Below are 18,534 nucleotides of genomic sequence, written 5' to 3' on the forward strand. Positions count from 1 at the left end.
CATGGGCATCCGCTTCGATTCCGTCACGGTCGCCTACGACGGCAACGTCGACAGCCTCGCTCTCGAATCCCTCGACCTGACCGTCGAGCCCGGCGAGGTCATGGCGCTCCTCGGGCCGTCCGGATCCGGCAAGACCACCGCGCTGCGGGCGGTCGCCGGGTTCGTCCGGCCCACGTCAGGGCGGGTGTTCCTCGGCGGCGAGGACGTGACGGACCTGCCGCCGTACCGGCGGGGCATCGGCATGGTCGTCCAGAGCTACGCCCTCTTCCCGCACCTGCGCGTCGACGAGAACGTGGCCTTCGGACTCAGGGCCCGCAAGACACCCAGGAGCGAGACACGGCAACGGGTCGCCGAGGCGCTGGAGCTGACCGGCATGGCCGGATACGCCCGCCGGCACCCGCGCGAGCTGTCCGGCGGCCAGCAGCAGCGCGTCGCCATCGCCCGCGCGCTCGCCATCCGGCCCCGCGTCCTGCTGCTGGACGAGCCGCTGTCCGCGCTGGACGCCCAGCTGCGGTCCGGGATGCTCACCGAGCTGGCCCGGCTGCACCGGGAGCTGCCGGACGTGTCGATGCTGTACGTCACCCACGACCAGGTCGAGGCGCTGACGCTGGCCGACCGGATCGCCGTCATGGACAAGGCACGCCTGCGGGCCTGCGGCACGCCAAGGGAGCTGTACCGGGCGCCCACCGACGAGTTCACCGCGTCCTTCGTGGGCGGTGCGAATCTGCTGCCGGTGACGGTGCGGTCCGGGGGAGTCGAGTTCACGGGGACGGAGGTGAAGGTCGACACGGCGGGTGCGGCCGCGGGGACGCGGGCCACCTTGTGCGTACGGCCGCATCTGGTCGGGCTGGGATCGGGGTCCAACCAACTCGTGGGTGTCGTGCGGGAGATCCAGTGGCGAGGGGCCACGCATCGGCTGTACGTCGAGGTCGACGGGCATTCCGTCATGGCGGACGTGCGTGAGCTGAAGGATCCGCCGCGGCACGGGGACTCGGTGAGTCTGCACTTCGCCGCCGAGGACGCGGTGCTGCTGCCCGCGGGGGTCGGCCATGAGTAGGCGGCTGCTGTGGGCCCTTCCGCCCGTGGCTCTCCTCGCCCTCTTCTTCCTCTACCCCCTCGCCCTGGTCGTCCGGCAGTCCCTCCAGCCCGACACCGGCGGCACCTCCGTCCAGCCGTACGCCGACGTCTTCGCCTCCGAGGCGTTCCGGCACGCGCTGTGGACCACCGTGTGGCTGGCGCTCGCCGCCACCGCCGGCTGTCTGGTCCTCGGCTTCCTGCTGGCGCTGGTCATCGCGTTCGTGCCGTTTCCCGGGGCGAAGACGGTGGCGCGGTTCATCGACGTGTACCTGTCGTTCCCGTCCTTCCTCATCACCCTGGCGCTGCTGTTCCTCTACGGCACCACGGGCATCGTCGGTTCGTTCCGGTTCCTCACCACGCCCTGGGGCGTGCTGCTGGCGGAGGTCACCTACTTCACGCCGTTCGTGATGCGCCCGCTGCTCGCCGCCTTCGCGCAGCTGGACACCGCCCAGCTGGAGGCGGCCGGTTCGCTGGGGGCGCGGGCGCCGCGGATCGTGCGGCAGGTGATCCTGCCGGAGGCGCTGCCCGCGCTCGCGGCCGGCGGCAGCCTCGTCCTGGTGCTGTGCCTCAACGAGTTCGGGATCGTGCTGTTCACCGGCGCGAAGGGGGTCACCACCCTGCCGATGCTCGTCTACGGCAAGGCGATCCTGGAGTCCGACTACCCGGGCGCCTGCGCGGTCGCCGTCGTCAACGTCCTGATCTCCGTGGGCCTGTACGGCCTGTACCGGGTGGTGAGCCGTCGTGCTGGTGCATAGCCGCAAGGCCAGATGGGTCCTGTGGGCGGTGTTCCTCGTCCTCTTCCTGCCGCTGTTCGCGCTGCCCCTCCTCGTCGTCCTCGGCGCCTCCTTCGCCACCCACTGGTCCGGCGTCCTGCCCTCGGACCTGACCACCGCCAACTACCGCGCCGCCACCCGGGGCGAGGCCCTCCAGGCGCTCACCACCAGCCTGCTCACGGCCGTCGCCGCCAGCCTCCTCGCACTGGCCGTCGGCACCTGGGCCGCGCTGGCCGGCGCGGCCCTGAAGAAGCGCCACCGCCGGCTCATGGACGCGCTGTTCGTGCTGCCGGTCGCCGTGCCTCCGGTCGTCGTGGGGCTCTCGGTCCTCGTGGCCTTCTCCCAGCCGCCGCTGCTGCTCAACGGCACCCGGTGGATCGTGGTCACCGCGCACACCGTGCTGGTCACCGCCTTCGCCCACCAGTCGGTGTCGGCGGCCCTCGCCCGCCTCGACCCGGCCTACGAGCAGGCCGCCGCCTCCCTCGGCGCCCGGCCCGCCCACGTCCTGTGGCGGGTCCGCCTCCCCCTCCTCCTGCCCTCGCTCACCGGCGCCGCCGGCCTCTGCTTCGCCCTCTCCATGGGCGAGCTGAGCGCCACGATGATGCTGTACCCGCCCGACTGGACCCCGCTGCCCGTCCTCATCCACGCGGCCACCGACCGGGGCGCCCTGTTCACCGGCTCCGCCGTCGCCGTGGTCCTCATGGCCACGACCCTGCTCGTCCTGGTCGCCGTCTCCCGGGTCCGCTCCCGGGCGTCGTACCGCTGATCCGACCCCCTCACCCAGGCAAGGAGTTCGCCTCGCCATGCCCAGAAACCGCCTCACGCCCGCCGTGGCCCTCGCCCTGCTCGCCGGCCCCGCGCTGGCCGCCTGCGACGGCTCCTCCGCCGCCTCCGACGCCGAGGTCGTCACCGTCTACAGCACCGACGGCCTCAAGGGCGAGAACGGCGACGGCTGGTACGACAAGGTCTTCGCGGACTTCGAGAAGCAGACCGGCATCAAGGTCGAGTACGTCGAGGGCGGCTCCGGCGAGATGGTGCAGCGAGCCGTCCGCGAGAAGAGCAACCCGCAGGCCGACGTGCTGGTCACCCTCCCGCCGTTCATCCAGCAGGCCGGCAGCAGGGGCCTGCTGCAGACGTACGCGCCGCAGGGCTCCGAGCAGGTCAGCGGGGCCGACAAGGCGGCCGACGGTACCTGGACCTCCGTCGTCAACAACTACTTCGGCTTCGTCTACAACAAGAAGGAGCTGAAGCGGGCCCCGAAGACCTGGGACGAGCTGCTCGACGCCAGGTACCGGAACAAGCTCCAGTACTCCACCCCGGGCGTGGCCGGCGACGGCACCGCCGTGCTCATCAAGGCCGTCCACGACTTCGGCGGCAAGGACGAGGCCCTCGCCTACCTGAAGAAGCTCCAGGCCAACAACGTCGGCCCGTCCGCCTCCACCGGCAAGCTCGCCCCCAAGGTCGACAAGGGCGAACTCCTCGTCGCCAACGGCGATGTGCAGATGAACCACGCCCAGGCCAAGAGCATGCCGAACCTCGGCATCTGGTTCCCGGCCGGCCAGGACGGCAGGCCCACCACCTTCGCCCTGCCCTACGCGGCCGGCCTGGTCACCAAGGCCCCGCACAGCGAGAACGGCAGGAAGCTGCTCGACTTCATGCTCGCGCGGAAGCAGCAGCAGGAGGTCAGCGAGATCGGCGGCGGCTTCTCCGCACGCCGGGACGTGACGGCCACCGACGCCGACGCCATCGCCCTCACCAAGATCATGGACGGTGTGGACGTCTTCGAGCCGGACTGGGCCGACATCGACAAGAACCTCGGCTCGTACGTCGAGGACTGGAAGTCGGCCACCGGCAGCTGAGCCCCGCAACGCGTACCGGGTGATCGACGGGGTCAGGATCGGCCGGTCCTGACTAGGCTGGGGGCGTCGGTACGCCGTGGTTCCGGCGCCCCCGCTTTCCGACCGTACGTACGCCAGGAGACGCACAACATGGCAGACCGCAAGCCCATCGAGTCATGGCTCACCGACATGGACGGCGTCCTGATCCACGAGGGGGTGCCGATCCCCGGCGCCGACGCCTTCCTGAAGAAGCTGCGGGAGTCCGGCCGGCCCTTCCTGGTCCTCACCAACAACTCCATCTACACCGCCCGTGACCTGCACGCCCGGCTGCGCCGCATGGGCCTGGACGTGCCGGTGGAGAACATCTGGACCTCGGCCCTGGCCACCGCCCAGTTCCTGAACGACCAGCGGCCCGGCGGCAGCGCCTACGTCATCGGCGAGGCCGGACTGACCACCGCGCTGCACGACATTGGCTACATCCTCACCGACCACGAGCCCGACTTCGTGATCCTCGGCGAGACCCGCACCTACTCCTTCGAGGCCCTGACCAAGGCCGTGCGGCTGATCAACGACGGCGCCCGGTTCATCGCCACCAACCCCGACAACGTCGGCCCCTCCATCGAGGGCGACCTGCCCGCCACCGGCTCGGTCGCCGCCCTGATCACCGCCGCGACCGGCAAGAAGCCGTACTTCGTCGGCAAGCCCAACCCGCTGATGATGCGGGCCGGGCTGAACGCGATCGGCGCCCACTCCGAGACCTCCGCGATGATCGGCGACCGCATGGACACCGACGTGCTCGCGGGCCTGGAGGCCGGGATGCGCACGTTCCTGGTGCTCAGCGGCGTGACCCAGCCCGACAACGTCGACCGCTACCCGTTCCGGCCGTCGAAGGTCGTCGACTCCATCGCGGACCTGGTCGACCTGGTCTGAGCGCGGGCCCCGGCCGGGCCGAAACCCGGCATCACCCGTTCGGAGCAGCGGGGCGCCTCCCGAGGATGCGGAGGCGCCCGAGCCGGGGGAGCCTCCTGATAACTGGAGGTTCACGATGGGCTCACTACGCCTCACTCTTTGTGCAGGAATCCTCGTCGCCGCGGGGGGCGCCGCGCTCGCACCGACGGCCCACGCGGCGGACGGCGGCTCGGTCACCGTGACCCCCGCCTCGCCCGCGCCCGGCGACGACGTCACCCTGCGGGTCAGCGGCTGCGGCGGCGGACAGGGCACCGCCGCCTCGGCCGCCTTCGTCGCCGACGCCCAGCTGACCGGCTCGCAGGGCATCCTGGGCCTCACCCAGGGCGGTGCCCTGAGCGGTGAGACCCGCATCCGTTCCGCCCTGGAGCCCGGCGACTACGCCGTGAAGGTCACCTGCGCCGACACCGTGATCACCGGCCGGATCACGGTCGCGGGCGCCGGCACGGCCCAGGCGGGCGACCCGACCCGGCCGGACACCGGCTCCGCCTCACCCGTCGCCCCGGTCCCCGCGGGCGGCGGCGGCACCGCGCACTTCGCCACGGTCGCCACCAGCAGCTCCGGGCCCGACACCGGCCAGGCGGTGACCGGGATCGCGCTCGCCGGGGTCGCCGCGGCGGCCGTCGGGCTGCGCGCCCGCCGGAGCCGCGGCACCCGCTGAGCGCCCCGTGTCCGACGAGCACGGGCACGGCACCGGGCGGCTCGTCACCGCCCTGGCCTGGGCGCTGCTGCTGTTCGGGCTGTGGCTGTGGGGACGCGGGGTGACCGATGTCGAGCCGGGCACGGGCGGCACCGCCACGGGTGACGTCCTCGCCATCGACGGCTCCGTCGACCCCGCCCTGCTGCCGCGCCCGGCGAAACCCCTGGGCGACGCGGTGCCGCAGCGCGTGGACATCCCCGGCCTGGGCGTCCAGGCGCCGGTGGTGGCCCGTGGTCTGGACGCCCGGGGTGCGATCGACCCGCCGCCCTACAGCCAGGCGGGCGTGGTCGGCTGGTACGGCGCCGGCCCGGGGCCCGGCGCGGCGGGGGCGGCCCTGCTGGTGGGCCATGTCGACACCGCGACCCGGCCGGCCGTCTTCTACCGGCTCAGCACCGTCAAGCCGGGCCAGAAGGTCCGGGTGTTCCGCGCGGACGGGAAGGTCGCCGAGTTCACCGTCGACGACGTCCGCGTCCTGCCCCGCGACGGCTTCGATGCCCAGCAGGCCTACGGCCAGCGCCGGCCGGGCCGCGCCGAGCTCCGCCTGATCACCTGCGGCGGCACCTTCGACCGCGCGAGCCGCAGCTACACCGCGAACGTCGTCGTCTCGGCGTACCTCACGGGGACGGCCGGCTGAGCGGCCGTACCGTTCCCCGGTCGGGCACGGCCGCGGGGGACAGGCGGCTGCGGATGTTCCCGAAGTGGTCCCTTATGGCCCGCTCGGCCCGCAGGGAGTCGCCGGAGCGGACCGCGTCCAGGATCTCCCGGTGCTGGCGGCAGGTGACCCGAGGATCCTGCGGCACGTCCACCAGATCCTGCCGCACCCGGTGGAAGGCCTCCCAGAACGCCTCCAGCACCTCGCCGAGCAGCACGTTGTCCAGCCCCCGGTAGAGGGTGGCGTGAAAGGCGCGGTCGGTCTCGGCGAGCCCGGACCCCTCGGCGGCCTCCCGTTCCATGCGCTCCACCAGCGCCTCCAGCGCCCCGAGGTCCGCCTCCGGCAGCCGCCCGGCCAGCCGTGACACCAGCCCGGTCTCGACGGCCTCGCGCAGCTCCAGCAGCTGGAGCAGCGAGTCCTCGCCGCGGTAGTGGCCGGCCACGGTCCGGAAGGCCAGGCCCTCGATCATCGGCGCGAACGACATCGGGCCGACGTACGTCCCGAACCCGTGCCGTATCTCCACGATGCCCATCGCCTGGAGCGCCTTCAGGGCCTCGCGCACCGAGTTCCGGCTCGCCCCGAGGAGCCGCATCAGCTCGGGTTCGGTGGGCAGCGGGGCACCCGTGGGCAGCCGCTGGTCCACGATCAGCTTCTTGATCCGCTCCTGAAGGTCCCGGGCTGCCATGGCCAGAGGGTAACCGGCCATTCGGAGGAGGCATACGGAAAGCCCCCCGCTTTCGCGAGGGGCTTTCCGGTCGGTGCGCCGCCAGGGACTCGAACCCCGGACCCGCTGATTAAGAGTCAGCTGCTCTAACCAACTGAGCTAGCGGCGCCTGCTGACAGGGAAAACTCTACCCGACCTTGCGGGGTGCTCCCGACCACCCGGAGCGGGCGGGACACCCGCCCGGCGGGCCGCGTACATCATTCGGACCGTCAAAATGCGCGTTCTGAGGACAGTTGGGAAACTGATCAACGTGCACAGTCGCGGACAAACCACCCCCGAATGTGAGGCAGATCGCATGACCGCTCCGGTTTTCGAGGACGTCGACCCCGAGAGCGACTGCGACTGCCCCGGTTGCGTCGACGGCCGGCGGCCGTCCCCAGGCCCGCTGCCCGGCCGTGGCCACCCGGCGGCCCGATCGGTCGTGGTCGTCGCCGCCGCGTCCGCCGCCCTCGGCGCGGTCCCGCCGGCCGCCGCCCTCACCCCCGGCCACTCCCCGCACCGCGAGGCCCTGCCCGGCGACGGCGAACCCGACACCCCGCAGGGAGCCAAGGCCCCGCTGCACGGCCCGAAGGGCAAGCCCGGCACCCCCGCCGTCCCCATCCCCGCCACCAATCGGACCGACATCATCAACCGGGCCAAGGTCTGGGTGACCGCCAAGGTGCCGTACAGCATGTACGCCTTCTGGTCCGACGGTTACCGGCAGGACTGCTCGGGCTATGTCTCCATGGCCTGGGGTCTGCCGAGCAACGAGTGGACGGGCAGCCTCGACCAGTTCGGGGTGAAGATCACCAAGGAGGAGCTGCAGCCCGGTGACATCCTGCTCTACCACAATCCGGACAACCCGGAGAAGGGTTCCCACGTGGTGATCTTCGGCGGCTGGACGGACTACACGCACACCTACTACACGGTCTACGAGCAGACACCCCCGCACGCCCGCCGGCAGAGCACCCCCTACCCCTACTGGAGCAACACCACCAAGTACGTCCCCTACCGCTACAAGGGCGTGACCAAGAGCGGGACCGGCGCCAAAGGGGCGGCCGCCGCGAAGAAGGCGGTCGCCTACCCGGGCGCGGCCTACTTCGGGCCCGGCGCCGACAACCCGTACGTGACCCTGCTCGGCGAGATGCTGATCGCCCGGGGCGGGGTCTCGTTCTACGCCAAGGGCCCCGGGCCGGTCTGGGGCGAGGCGGACCTGCGCGCCACCCAGGCGTTCCAGCGGGCCCAGGGCTGGACGGGCGCCGCGGCCGACGGGCTGCCCGGCCCGCGCACCTGGGAGCTGCTGACCACGGGCCGGGGCAAGGGCATCGGGCCCGGGCCCGCCGGACCGGCCCGGCCCGCCTCGCACGGGGTGCCCGGCTACCCGGGCCGGCGGTTCTTCCGGCCGGGCGAGACCAACGACTACGTCACCCAGCTCGGCGCCCAGCTGGTGCGCAAGGGGTTCGGCCGGTTCTACGCCCACGGCCCGGGCCCGCACTGGGGTGAGTCGGACCGGCGGGCCGTGGAGGCCTTCCAGCGCACCCAGGGCTGGCGGGGCGGCGCGGCGGACGGCTACCCGGGACCGGAGACCTGGCGCCGTCTGTTCGCCTAGCCCGCCGCGGAACCACCTCGTCCATCCCACCCCCTGTTCATGACGCATCTGGCGCGGAGGCTGGAGCACGCATGAGTACGACGACATCCCACACCCCGCCCGAGTCCGAGGGGCAGTCGGACGGCGGCGGGGCCGGCCACAGCACCCGGCCGGCCCGCCTGATCCAGAACGAGGCGACCACCGAGATCCCCGTCCACCTGCTCTTCCGGGACGATCCCGACCCGGTGAAGGTGCCGCTCCGGCCGGCCGTGGTGGGCCGCCGGCAGGGCACCGGCGAGCAGCCCCGGCTGCGCCGCCCGGCACCGGTGCGCAGACGGCCCCTGCCCGAGGTCGACCCGGAGCTGGCGGAGCGTCCGGCGCGGGTGCTGCCGGGGGTGGCCGGGCTGCTCGCCGGGGCCTGCGGGCTCACCGGCTGCCTGGCCACCACCTGGTGGGCGGGGCTGCTCCCGCCGCTCGCCGCGCAGGCGCTGCGGCTGCCGTCGTACGCGGGGGCGGGGCTCGGTCCCGCGCAGTGGGCCGCGTACGCCGGGGCGGGGGTGTGCGGTGCGTTCGGCTTCGGCGGGCTGGCCCGCGGGCGGGCCGGGCGGGCCTTTGTGCTCGGCCTGTTCGGGCGGTACCGGGGGACGGTGCGGCGCACCGGGCTGCTGTGGGTGAACCCGCTGGTGCTGCGCCGCCGGGTGGACGTGCGGCTGCGGCACTGGCGCAGCGAGGCGATGCCGGCGGCGGATCCCGACGGGATGGCGCTGCGGGTGGTGGTGCTGGTGGTGTGGCGGGTGCGGGACACCGCGCGGGCCCTGCTCGGCATCGAGGACCACGAGACGTATCTGCGCGCGTGTGTGGAGGCGGCGCTGGCCCGGGTGCCGGTGGAGCCGGCGGGCGGGACGCGGGGCGGGGCCACGGCGGCCGGGGACGCGCTGACCCGGCTGGTGGCGACGGAGGCCGCGCCGGTCGGCGTGGAGGTGTTCTCGGTGCAGCCGGTCCGGGTGGACTACGCCCCCGAGGTGGCCGCCTCGATGCACCGGCGCCGGATCGCCGCGCTGGACGCCCGGCAGCGGGCCAGCATGCTCAGCTCGGTGGTGGACTCGGTGGAGGACACGGTGACCCGGCTGACCATGCGCGGCCTGGTCGAACTGGACGACTACGAGCGCAAGGTGCTGGTCCGCGACCTGACGGTGGCGTTCTGCTCGGGGCGCGGGGAACCGGTCTAGTCCAAGTCCGCGATTGGTATGGACATGTTCAACTACCGGCAATAATCTGAGGCTTGGTCTAGACCTACCTGCACGGCTCACCGAACTCCCCACGTTCTCCAGGAGCGGCAGCATGCGCACCAAGACCAAGTTGTCCGCGGTCGTCCTGGGCGCGGTCACCGCCGGAGCCTTCGCGCTCTCCACCGGCGGTGCCAGCGGCCACGGCTACACCGACCTCCCCATCAGCAGGCAGAAGCTCTGCCAGAACGGCACCGTGACCGACTGCGGCCAGATTCAGTGGGAGCCGCAGAGCGTCGAGGGTCCCAAGGGCTTCCCGGCCGCCGGACCCGCCGACGGCCAGATCTGCAACGCGGGGCTGGGCCAGTTCGCCCAGCTCAGCGCGCCGAGGACGCCGTCCGGCGCGGCGTGGCCCACCACCAGGGTGACGGGCGGCCAGTCGTACACCTTCCGCTGGCAGTTCACCGCCATGCACGCCACGACCGACTTCAAGTACTACGTCACCAAGCCGGGCTGGAACCAGAACCACAACCTCGCCCGCTCGGACCTCAACCTCACCCCGTTCCTGACGGTGCCCTACAACGGCCAGCGCCCGCCGGCCACGCTCAGCCACAGCGGCACGCTGCCGTCCGGCCTGAGCGGACACCACGTCATCGTCGCGGTGTGGACGATCGCCGACACGGGCAACGCGTTCTACGCCTGTTCGGACGTCACCTTCTGACCGACGGACCGTCACAGAAGTGAAACTGAGGTTCCCTTGAGGCCTCGCGTGCGCCCCGCCGGATAGGTTCCCGCCACGCCGGTCTTCCGGAGCGGCGCGCCGACCTCGGGGGAACCTCATGTTCGAACTGCTCTTCTACCTCGTACCCACCCTCATGATCGCGGGCGCCGGCTACGGCGCGTACCGGCTGGTCCACCGTGCCCGGCGGATCAGCAGGACGTGGGAGCACGGGCTGACGGCCGAGGGCCGCTGCCTGCGGATGTACACCACGACCAGCGGGGGCGGCGGGGACACGTCCGTGCACACGACCGTGCACCACGTCTACGAGTACACCGCCCGGGACGGGAGCCAGGTCCGGTTCGAGGAGAAGGGCGGTCCCGCCACCGTCCTGGAGGGCGACTTCGTCACCGTGCGGTACCTCCCGGAGCAGCCCCGGCTGGCCACCGCGCTCCCGCCGTCCCGCGGCAAGCTCGCGTTCGAGGCCGGCTGCCTGCTCACCTTCCTCGGCGTGATCATCGTCTTCTCCGTGGGCTTCATGGTCGTGGCGCACACGATGTTCGACGAGGCCGGCGGCCTGATGCCATGACTCTCCCTTTCTGACGCTGCGTCAGTTAATCTGCCGCGCCATGGAGTCCACGACGCGTACGGTCGCGGAGCTGGTCGCGGCGCGCTGGGATGACCACCGGCCCGGGCTGTGGTGCGAGGACCGGGTGCTGACCCACCACGAGGTGACCGCCGGCGCCGCCGCCCGGGCCGCGCTGCTGGCCGACCTGCTCCCGCCCGGTGCCGAACCGCACGTCGGGGTGCTGCTCGACAACACCGAGGAGTTCCCGCTCTGGCTCGGCGCCGCGGCCCTCGCCGGGGCGGCCGTCGCCGGCGTCAACCCCACCCGGCGCGGCCCCGAGCTGGCCCGGGACATCCGGCACACCGAGTGCCCGCTCCTGGTCACCGAGCGGGCCCACCTGCCCCTGCTGGCCGGGCTGGAGCTGCCGGGGGTGCGGATCCTCGTGACGGACGGCGAGGAGTACGCCGGCCTCCTCGCCCCCTACGCCGGCGCCGTACCCGACCCGTCCCGGGCGACCCCGGCCGACCGGCTGCTGCTGTACTTCACCTCCGGCTCCACCGGCGCCCCCAAGGCCGCGCTCTGCTCCCAGGGGCGGCTGGCGGCGGCCGGGCAGGCCCTGGTCCGGCAGTTCGGGGTGGGCGCGGACGACGTGCACTACGTCTGCATGCCCCTGTTCCACGGCAACGCGGTGATCGCGGACTGGGCGCCCGCGCTGGCCGCCGGCGCCGGAGTGGCGCTGCGCCGCCGCTTCTCGGCCTCCGGCTTCCTGCCGGACGTACGCCGCTACCGCGCGACCTACTTCACCTACGTCGGCCGGGCCGTCCAGTACATCCTCGCCACCGACCCCCGGCCCGACGACCGGGACCACCGGCTGCGGCTCGGCTTCGGCACCGAGGCGGGCACGGTGGACGCGGCGGCCTTCGAGCGGCGCTTCGGGGTCCGGCTGGTGGAGGGGTACGGCTCCTCCGAGGGCGGCGCGGCGATCCAGTGGGCGCCCGGGACCCCGGCGGGCGCGGTGGGTCCGGCCGGGCCCGGCCTGGCGGTGCTGGACCCGGCCACCGGGCGGGAGTGCCCGCCGGCGGTCTTCGACGGCGCCGGACGGCTGATCAACGGGGAGGAGGCGATCGGTGAGCTGGTCAACCGGGGCCCGAATCCCTTCGAGGGCTACTGGCGCAACCCGGCCGCCGAGGCCGAGCGGCGCCGGGGCGGCGCGTACTGGACCGGCGACCTCTTCTACCGGGACACCGACGGCTATCTGTACTTCGCGGGCCGGGCGGACGACAGGATCCGCGTCGACGGGGAGAACCTGGCCGCCGCGATGATCGAGAACATCGTGGCCCGGTACCCGGGCGCGGAGGCCGTCGCCGTGTACGGCGTACCGGACCCGGTCACCGGGGACCAGGTGATGGCGACCATCGCCGGGACCTTCGATCCGGCGGGTTTCGCCGGGTTCCTGGCCGCCCAGCCCGACCTGGGCACGAAGATGGCACCCCGGTTCGTGCGGGTGGTGGAGCGGATGCCGGTGACGGCGACGAACAAGATCGAGCGGGCGCGGCTGCGGCGGGAGGGGTACGCGTGCACCGATCCGGTGTGGTGGCGGCCACCGGGGGATGCGTCGTACCGGCGACTGACCGCCGAGGACGCCGAAGGGCCCCTCGCTTTCGCGAGGGGCCCTTCGATCACGTGCGCCGCCAGGGACTCGAACCCCGGACCCGCTGATTAAGAGTCAGCTGCTCTAACCAACTGAGCTAGCGGCGCATGACTCCCGCCTGCCTCGGATCTTTCCCTCCGCGGCCGGCGACGAAGAAAATACTACCTGGTCCCGGCGGGTGCTCGTGACCACCCTGACCGGGCCCTAGATCGACAGGGACAGCAGCACCGGTGCCGCGCTGCGGTTCAGCGTGTCCGCGGCCCGCTTCAGCCGGTGCGCGTGCTCCACCGGGAGCGAGAGGGCCAGGCAGCCGACCGAGGAGCCCGCGGTGATCGGGACAGCCGCGCAGACCGTGCCCACCGCGTACTCCTGGAGGTCCAGGACCGGCACCGTCGGCGGCTGGGACTCCAGGCGGGACAGCAGCAGCTTGTCGCTGGTGATGGTGCGCGAGGTGAGGCGGGCCATCTTGTGCCGGGAGAGGTGATCGCGGCGGGCGTTGTGGTCCAGCTGGGTCAGCAGGCTCTTGCCGACGGCGGTGGCGTGGGCGGAGTAGCGGAAGTCCACCCACTCGTTGACCGCCGGGGTGGTCGGGCCGGCGGCGTACTGGGTGACCCGGACCTCGCCGTCGACGTACCGGCTCATGTAGACGGCCGCGCCGACCGAGTCGCGCAGCAGGTCCAGGGTGTGCTGGAGCTTGTCGTGCAGGGCCCGCTCCCGGTCGTGCGCCGAGGTGAGCCGGCGCAGGGTGTCGCCGGTGACGTACGCCCCGCCGGTGATCTGCTCGACATAGCCCTCGCGGCGCAGCATCCGCAGCAGGGCGGTGAGCCGGTCGGGGCCGAGGCCGGTGCGGCGGGCCAGCTCGGTGTCGGTGACGCCGGCGGAGTGCCGGGCCACGGTCTCCAGCACGCGCAGCGCGTCCTGGGCGGAGTGGTACGGGGCGGTCGGCTCGATTCTCATGTCGTTCCCCCTCGGCCGCGGTCCCGGGTCGGCGGATCGTCTCCACGATAGCTGTCAAAGGGCCGCCGAGGAGAGGGTGTTGGCGAGATTGTGCCCGCGCGCCCGGGCCCCCAGCTGGGGCGGAGACCCTCTGGCATATGCCAAAGTCATGCATCAGCGTCGGGACCTCGGCTCTTCCCCCTCCGCGCCCCCGCGCTCACAGGACCGCGCTGATGAATTCCCGGGTCCGTTCCTGCTCCGGGTCGCCGAAGATCTTCTCCGGCGGGCCCGTCTCGATCACCCGGCCCGCGTCGAACATCAGCACCTGGTCGGAGATGTCCCGGGCGAAACCCATCTCGTGGGTCACGCACAGCATCGTGATGTCGGTGCTGCGCGCGATGTCCCGGAGCAGGTCGAGCACGCCCGCGACCAGCTCCGGGTCGAGCGCGGAGGTCACCTCGTCCAGCAGCAGCACCTGCGGGCGCATCGCCAGCGCCCGGGCGATCGCCACCCGCTGCTGCTGCCCGCCGGAGAGCCGGGTGGGCTTCGCGTCGCACTTGTCGGCCAGGCCCACCAGGTCCAGCAGCTCCCGGGCCCGCGCCTCGGCCTCGTCCTTCGACAGGCCGAGCACCCGGACCGGGGCCTCGGTGATGTTCCGCAGCACCGACATGTTCGGGAACAGGTTGAACTGCTGGAACACCATCCCGATCTTCTTGCGGACCTCCCGGACCTGCTTCTCCGGCGCCGGGAACAGCCGCTGCCCGTCGACGGTGATCGTGCCCTCGTCCGGCTTCGTCAGGGTCATCAGCAGTCTGAGGATCGTGGTCTTGCCGGAGCCGGAGGGGCCGATCAGGGTGACGTGCCGGCCCGCGTCCACGGACAGGTCCAGGCCGTCGAGGACGGTGTTGTCCCCGAACCGCTTGGTCACGCCCTCAAGGCGGATCAGCTCGGTCGGCAGGGTGCCGGCCGCGGCCGGCTGCTTGGTGGTCTCAACGGACAAGGCGTCGCTCCAGGGTGCGCAGAAGAAGGGAGGCCAGATACGAGACGACGACGAAGGCCACCCCGATCACCGTCAGGGGCTCGGTGAACTGGAAGTGCTGCTGGGAGACGAGCCGCGCCCGGCCCAGCATCTCCAGCACGCCGATCGTCATCAGCAACGGCGTGTCCTTCAGCATCGCGATGACGTAGTTGCCGAGCGGCGGGACCACCCGGCGGACCGCCTGCGGCAGGATCACCGCCGTCCAGGTCCGCCGCACCGGCAGGCTCAGCGCCGTCGCGGCCTCCCACTGGCCCGCCGGCACCGCCTCGATACCGGCCCGGTAGACCTGCATCGTGTACGTCGAGTAGTGCAGCCCGAGCCCCAGGACACCGGTGGTCAGCGGGGACAGGGTCACGTCCGCCTCGGGCAGCACGTAGAACAGGAAGAACAGCTGCACCAGCAGCGGGGTGTCCCGCACGAACTCCGTGAAGACCCCGATTGGCCAGCGCACCCACCGGGTCGGCGTCCGCATCAGCAGGCTCCACACCAGCCCCAGCGCGAACGCGATCAGCGACCCCAGCGCCAGCGCCTCCAGGGTGACGACCAGGCCCTTCCAGAAGAACGGCATGAAGTCGGAGACGGCTCCCCAGTCCCAGGTCATCGGGCCACCTCCGCCTTCAGCCGGCGCTCAAGGCCGCGCATCCCGCGGGTGAGCAGAAACGCGATCACGAAGTAGATCAGCAGCAGATACGTGTAGATCTCGCCGCTCCGCTGGAGGGCGAGGCGGACCAGGTTGCCGCTGAAGGCCAGGTCGCCCATGCCCGTGATGGACACCAGCGCGGTGCCCTTGAGCAGCTCGACCAGCAGGTTGGAGAAGGACGGGATCATCTCCGGCACCGCCTGCGGCAGCAGGATCAGCCGCAGCCGCTGCCAGGGCGAGAAGCCGAGCGCGATGCCGCCCTCCCGCTGGGCCGGGTCCACCGCCACGAGAGCGCCGCGCACGATCTCCGAGCCGTACGCGCCGTAGGTGAGGCCCAGCGCGAGCGTGCCGGCCCACATCGGCACCAGCTGCCAGCCGAAGGCGACCGGCAGCACGAAGAACACCCAGAAGATCATCACGAGTGCCGAGGTACCGCGGAACACCTCGGTGTAGAAGGCCGCGACGAAGCGGACGAGCCGCGACCGGTGCGTGCGCGCGGCACCCACGACGAACGAGACCGCCGTGGCGAGCAGCGCGCCGTACACCAGCAACTGCAGCGTGATGCCTATGCCGTGGAGGACGAGGTCCCAGAGCCCCGCAGTCACGATCCGCACAGCTCCTTCGCGGTCAGGGTCGTCATCTCCGCCTTGGTGAAGCCGAAGGGCCGCACGATCCGGTACAGCTCCCCGCTCCGGCGCAGCTTGTGCAGCTCGGCGTTGAAGGCGTCCCTGAGCCGGGTCTCCGTCGGCCGGAACGCGAACGCGCCGCCGTCCGCCTTCGGCTTGCCGTCGACCAGCGCCACGAACGGCTCGGTCGACTCGGCCCTGGCGGAGCCCCGCGCGACCAGCCGGGCGGTGACGGCCGTGGCCGTGAACAGGTCGACCCGCCCCGACTCCACCGCGTTCAGCCCGGCCACCTGGTCCGGGACGATGACGAGGTCGCCCTCCTTGTAGCCCGCCTCCACGGCGTGCTGGATCTGCGCGTACCCGGTGCCGGTGGCCACCTTGGCGTGCTTGCGCAGCGCGTCCGCGTACGTCCGCAGCCCGAGCGGATTGCCCTTGCGCACGATGAAGGCGTCGGGCATCCGGTAGTCGGGATCCGCGAAGATCACCTGCTCGCAGCGGTCCGGGGTGACGTACATGCCCGCGGCCACCACGTCGAACTGCTGCGCGTTCAGCCCGGGGATGAGCGAGCCGAACTCGGTCGGCACCGGCTGCACCCGGTCCACCCCGAGCCGCTTGAAGACCGCCTTCGCCAGCTCGGGCGCCTCCCCGGTGAGGTTCCCGTCCTTGTCGATGTACCCGAACGGGATCTCACCGGCGATCCCGAGCCGTACGACGCCCTGCGCGCGCAGCCGTTCCAGCAGATCGCCGCCGTCCTTGCCGGACGCCGACGCCACGCGCGTGCAGCCCGCCGCGCCCAGCGCGCCGACCGCCGCGAGGCCCGCGAGCACCGAGCGCCGGGTGTGTCTGTGTTCCGACCGGATGGTGTGTACGTCGTTGCCAAGTGGTGGAGCCATGGCGGCGCGGCTACCCAAGCGCAACCGGGCTATGCACCCTGGTTCTCATGGCCGATCGATTCGTCACCGTGTCCCTGACGCGGCGTGACGTGCACTGCACGGCACGGCTGCTGACCGACCGCGCCCCCCTGACCTGCGCGGCAGTGTGGGAGGCGCTGCCGCTCGCGGGGGACGTCTACCACGCCAAGTACGCGCGCAACGAGATCTACGCCCTCTTCCCGCCCTTCGCCTCCACGGAACCCCCACTGGAGAACCCGACGGTCACTCCGATTCCCGGCGACCTCTGTTACTTCTCCTTCACCGGCACCGAACTGGGCACCCGGGCCTACGGGTACGACCGCGAGGTCCGCCCCGGCGCCACGCTGGTCGACCTGGCCCTCTTCTACGAGCGCAACAACCTCCTCCTCAACGGCGACGTCGGCTGGGTGCCGGGAATCGTCTGGGGGCAGGTGGTGGAGGGCCTGGAGGCGATGGCCGAGGCCTGCAACGACCTGTGGCGCGGCGGGGCGGCGGGGGAGACGCTCAGCTTCCGGCGGGCGTGACGCACCCGGACAGGGGCACGCCGGCCTCGTACAACGCATGCGCGGCCCGCAGCACCAGATCGTCCCGGTGCCGGGCGGCGACGAGCTGCATCCCCACCGGCAGCCCCTCGCCGTCCAGCCCCACCGGCACGCTCGCCGCCGGCTGCTGGGTCAGGTTGAAGGGGTACGTGAACGGCGTCCATCCCGTCCAGCGCCGGTGCGCGGACCCGCGCGGCACCTCCAGGCCCGCCTCGAACGCCGTCACCGGCAACGTCGGCGTCACCAGCAGGTCGTACCGCTCGTGGAAGCGTCCCATCCGCCGCCCGAGCTGCATCCGGACGTCCACCGCGGCCAGATACTCCAGCGCGCTCATCCTGGCGCCCCGCGCGCAGATCTCCCGCAGCCCCGGGTCCAGCAGCCGCCGGCGGTGCGGGGAGAAGCTCTGGGTCAGCCGGGCCGCGCCGCTGAACCACAGCGCGTGGAACGCCTCCACCGGGTCGCTGAAGTCGGGATCGGTCTCCTCCACGTACGCCCCGAGATCCGCGAGCCGGGCCACCGCCCGCCGCACCGCCGCGGCCACCGCCGGCTGGACCGCGACCTGCCCGCCCAGCGACGCCGAGTACGCCACCCGCAGCCCCCGCACGCCGTCCCGCAGCGCCTCGGTGAAGGAGCCCGGCGCGGCCGGCAGCGCCGACCAGTCGCGCGCGTCGGGCCTGCCGATCACGTCCAGCAGCAGGGCCGCGTCGGCCGCGTCCCGGGTCATCGGCCCGGTGTGCGACAGCGTCCCGAACGCGCTCGCCGGATACAGCGGCACCCTGCCGTACGTCGGCTTCAGCCCGAAGATCCCGCAGAACGCGGCCGGGATGCGGATGCTGCCCCCGCCGTCCGTGCCCAGCGACAGCGGGCCCGCGCCGAGCGCGACGGCCGCCGCGCTGCCGCCGCTGGAGCCGCCCGCGGTGCGCGTGAGGTCGTACGGGTTGCGGGTGATCCCGGTCAGCGGGGAGTCGGTGACCCCCTTCCAGCCGTACTCGGGCGTGGTCGTCTTGCCGAGGAACACCGCCCCGTGCTCCCGCAGCCGGGCCACCGGCGGCGCGTCCTCCGCCCAGTCGCCCTGCTCCGAAAGGGTCGTGGAGCCGCGCAGGGTGGGATGGCCGCGCAGCAGCAGGATGTCCTTGACCGTCACCGGCACCCCGTCGACCAGCCCGGCCGGCTCACCGCGCCGCCAGCGCGCCGCCGACTCCCGGGCCCGGGCGAGCGCGTCCTCCTCGGTGAGCCGCACGAACGCGTTCACCTCCGGCTGGCTCCGCCGGGCCCGCTCCAGCGCCTGCTCGGTCACCTCCACCGGGCTGAACTCGCCCTTGCGGTAACCGTCGAGGAGCCGGCCGGCGGTCAGGTCGGTGAGCTGCATGCACCCTCCAA

General features: G+C 72.5%; 19 protein-coding genes, 2 tRNA genes and 1 pseudogene. 13 read left to right on the top strand and 9 right to left on the bottom strand.

All coding sequences use genetic code 11. The annotated features are described in order from the left end of the window. Position 1: 1 nt before the first annotated feature. The 7 genes from ABZ937_RS09860 (at position 2) to ABZ937_RS09890 (ending at position 5,988) form a co-directional block, all read left to right on the top strand. Positions 2-1,057: an ABC transporter ATP-binding protein gene (locus tag ABZ937_RS09860; protein WP_361688256.1), complete on the top strand. Its 1,056-nt coding sequence runs from the start codon at positions 2-4 to the stop codon at positions 1,055-1,057. Beyond that, on the top strand, positions 1,050-1,832 hold the full coding sequence (locus tag ABZ937_RS09865; protein ID WP_361688259.1) for a 2-aminoethylphosphonate ABC transporter permease subunit: 783 nt from the start codon (positions 1,050-1,052) through the stop codon (positions 1,830-1,832). The genes ABZ937_RS09860 and ABZ937_RS09865 overlap by 8 nt, the downstream gene beginning before the upstream one ends. Next, a complete protein-coding gene (locus tag ABZ937_RS09870) occupies positions 1,819-2,616 on the top strand; it encodes an ABC transporter permease subunit (protein ID WP_361688262.1) in 798 nt (265 codons plus the stop codon). The genes ABZ937_RS09865 and ABZ937_RS09870 overlap by 14 nt, the downstream gene beginning before the upstream one ends. 37 nt (positions 2,617-2,653) lie before the next feature. Further along, the gene (locus tag ABZ937_RS09875) at positions 2,654-3,709 is read left to right on the top strand and encodes a 2-aminoethylphosphonate ABC transporter substrate-binding protein (protein ID WP_361688265.1); all 1,056 of its coding nucleotides are present in this window, start codon (positions 2,654-2,656) and stop codon (positions 3,707-3,709) included. Positions 3,710-3,838: 129 nt separating this feature from the next. Continuing rightward, the gene (locus ABZ937_RS09880; protein WP_361688268.1) at positions 3,839-4,618 is read left to right on the top strand and encodes an HAD-IIA family hydrolase; all 780 of its coding nucleotides are present in this window, start codon (positions 3,839-3,841) and stop codon (positions 4,616-4,618) included. Positions 4,619-4,733: 115 nt separating this feature from the next. Next, positions 4,734-5,315, top strand: a complete 582-nt coding sequence (locus ABZ937_RS09885) for a hypothetical protein (protein ID WP_361688271.1) — start codon at positions 4,734-4,736, stop codon at positions 5,313-5,315. Positions 5,316-5,322: 7 nt separating this feature from the next. After that, positions 5,323-5,988, top strand: a complete 666-nt coding sequence (locus ABZ937_RS09890; RefSeq protein ID WP_361688274.1) for a class F sortase — start codon at positions 5,323-5,325, stop codon at positions 5,986-5,988. Here ABZ937_RS09890 and ABZ937_RS09895 read toward each other — a convergent pair. Both ABZ937_RS09895 and ABZ937_RS09900 read right to left on the bottom strand, forming a co-directional pair. Continuing rightward, positions 5,969-6,691 (bottom strand): FadR/GntR family transcriptional regulator, encoded by a 723-nt coding sequence (locus ABZ937_RS09895; protein ID WP_361688277.1) that lies wholly within the window; start codon positions 6,689-6,691, stop codon positions 5,969-5,971. The two genes, ABZ937_RS09890 and ABZ937_RS09895, sit on opposite strands and share 20 nt — an antisense overlap. A 74-nt stretch (positions 6,692-6,765) precedes the next feature. Continuing rightward, positions 6,766-6,839: transfer RNA gene (locus ABZ937_RS09900), tRNA-Lys, on the bottom strand. 186 nt (positions 6,840-7,025) lie between these two features. Between ABZ937_RS09900 and ABZ937_RS09905 the strand changes: the two genes are divergently transcribed. The 5 genes and pseudogenes from ABZ937_RS09905 to ABZ937_RS09925 all read left to right on the top strand — a co-directional run bounded on the left by ABZ937_RS09905 (position 7,026) and on the right by ABZ937_RS09925 (position 12,528). After that, positions 7,026-8,318, top strand: coding sequence for a peptidoglycan-binding protein (locus ABZ937_RS09905; protein ID WP_361688280.1), 1,293 nt, complete (start codon positions 7,026-7,028; stop codon positions 8,316-8,318). A gap of 71 nt (positions 8,319-8,389) precedes the next feature. Beyond that, entirely contained in the window at positions 8,390-9,526 is a 1,137-nt protein-coding gene (locus ABZ937_RS09910; RefSeq protein WP_361688283.1) for an SPFH domain-containing protein, read from the top strand. Between the two features lie 112 nt (positions 9,527-9,638). Next, the gene (locus ABZ937_RS09915) at positions 9,639-10,244 is read left to right on the top strand and encodes a lytic polysaccharide monooxygenase (protein WP_361688286.1); all 606 of its coding nucleotides are present in this window, start codon (positions 9,639-9,641) and stop codon (positions 10,242-10,244) included. Between the two features lie 118 nt (positions 10,245-10,362). Continuing rightward, positions 10,363-10,830, top strand: a complete 468-nt coding sequence (locus ABZ937_RS09920; RefSeq protein WP_361688289.1) for a DUF3592 domain-containing protein — start codon at positions 10,363-10,365, stop codon at positions 10,828-10,830. Between the two features lie 40 nt (positions 10,831-10,870). After that, positions 10,871-12,528: pseudogene (locus tag ABZ937_RS09925) on the top strand (AMP-binding protein). Here ABZ937_RS09925 and ABZ937_RS09930 read toward each other — a convergent pair. The 6 genes from ABZ937_RS09930 to ehuB form a co-directional block, all read right to left on the bottom strand. Next, positions 12,494-12,567 (bottom strand) — tRNA-Lys (locus tag ABZ937_RS09930). The pseudogene ABZ937_RS09925 and the gene ABZ937_RS09930 overlap by 35 nt on opposite strands. A 97-nt stretch (positions 12,568-12,664) precedes the next feature. Then, the gene (locus ABZ937_RS09935; RefSeq protein WP_361688292.1) at positions 12,665-13,417 is read right to left on the bottom strand and encodes an IclR family transcriptional regulator C-terminal domain-containing protein; all 753 of its coding nucleotides are present in this window, start codon (positions 13,415-13,417) and stop codon (positions 12,665-12,667) included. Between the two features lie 196 nt (positions 13,418-13,613). Then, positions 13,614-14,396 carry an ectoine/hydroxyectoine ABC transporter ATP-binding protein EhuA gene (ehuA, locus tag ABZ937_RS09940; protein ID WP_361688295.1) on the bottom strand — a complete coding sequence of 261 codons (783 nt, stop codon included), beginning with the start codon at positions 14,394-14,396 and terminating at the stop codon, positions 13,614-13,616. Further along, positions 14,386-15,036, bottom strand: coding sequence for an ectoine/hydroxyectoine ABC transporter permease subunit EhuD (gene ehuD / locus ABZ937_RS09945; RefSeq protein ID WP_361688298.1), 651 nt, complete (start codon positions 15,034-15,036; stop codon positions 14,386-14,388). Before ehuD ends, ehuA begins: the two co-directional genes overlap by 11 nt. Next, a complete protein-coding gene (gene ehuC / locus ABZ937_RS09950; RefSeq protein ID WP_361688301.1) occupies positions 15,033-15,680 on the bottom strand; it encodes an ectoine/hydroxyectoine ABC transporter permease subunit EhuC in 648 nt (215 codons plus the stop codon). Before ehuC ends, ehuD begins: the two co-directional genes overlap by 4 nt. Next, positions 15,677-16,594, bottom strand: a complete 918-nt coding sequence (ehuB, locus tag ABZ937_RS09955; protein WP_361688304.1) for an ectoine/hydroxyectoine ABC transporter substrate-binding protein EhuB — start codon at positions 16,592-16,594, stop codon at positions 15,677-15,679. The genes ehuC and ehuB overlap by 4 nt, the downstream gene beginning before the upstream one ends. A gap of 47 nt (positions 16,595-16,641) precedes the next feature. On the opposite strand from ehuB, the gene ABZ937_RS09960 reads away from it, so the two are divergent. Continuing rightward, entirely contained in the window at positions 16,642-17,136 is a 495-nt protein-coding gene (locus tag ABZ937_RS09960; protein ID WP_361688307.1) for a DUF3830 family protein, read from the top strand. On the opposite strand, the gene ABZ937_RS09965 is transcribed toward ABZ937_RS09960, so the two are convergent. Beyond that, positions 17,117-18,523, bottom strand: coding sequence for an amidase (locus ABZ937_RS09965; RefSeq protein WP_361688310.1), 1,407 nt, complete (start codon positions 18,521-18,523; stop codon positions 17,117-17,119). The two genes, ABZ937_RS09960 and ABZ937_RS09965, sit on opposite strands and share 20 nt — an antisense overlap. Positions 18,524-18,534: the final 11 nt, after the last annotated feature.

The sequence above is a fragment of the Streptomyces sp. NPDC046727 genome, assembly GCF_040645635.1.
GTDB lineage: Bacteria > Actinomycetota > Actinomycetes > Streptomycetales > Streptomycetaceae > Streptomyces.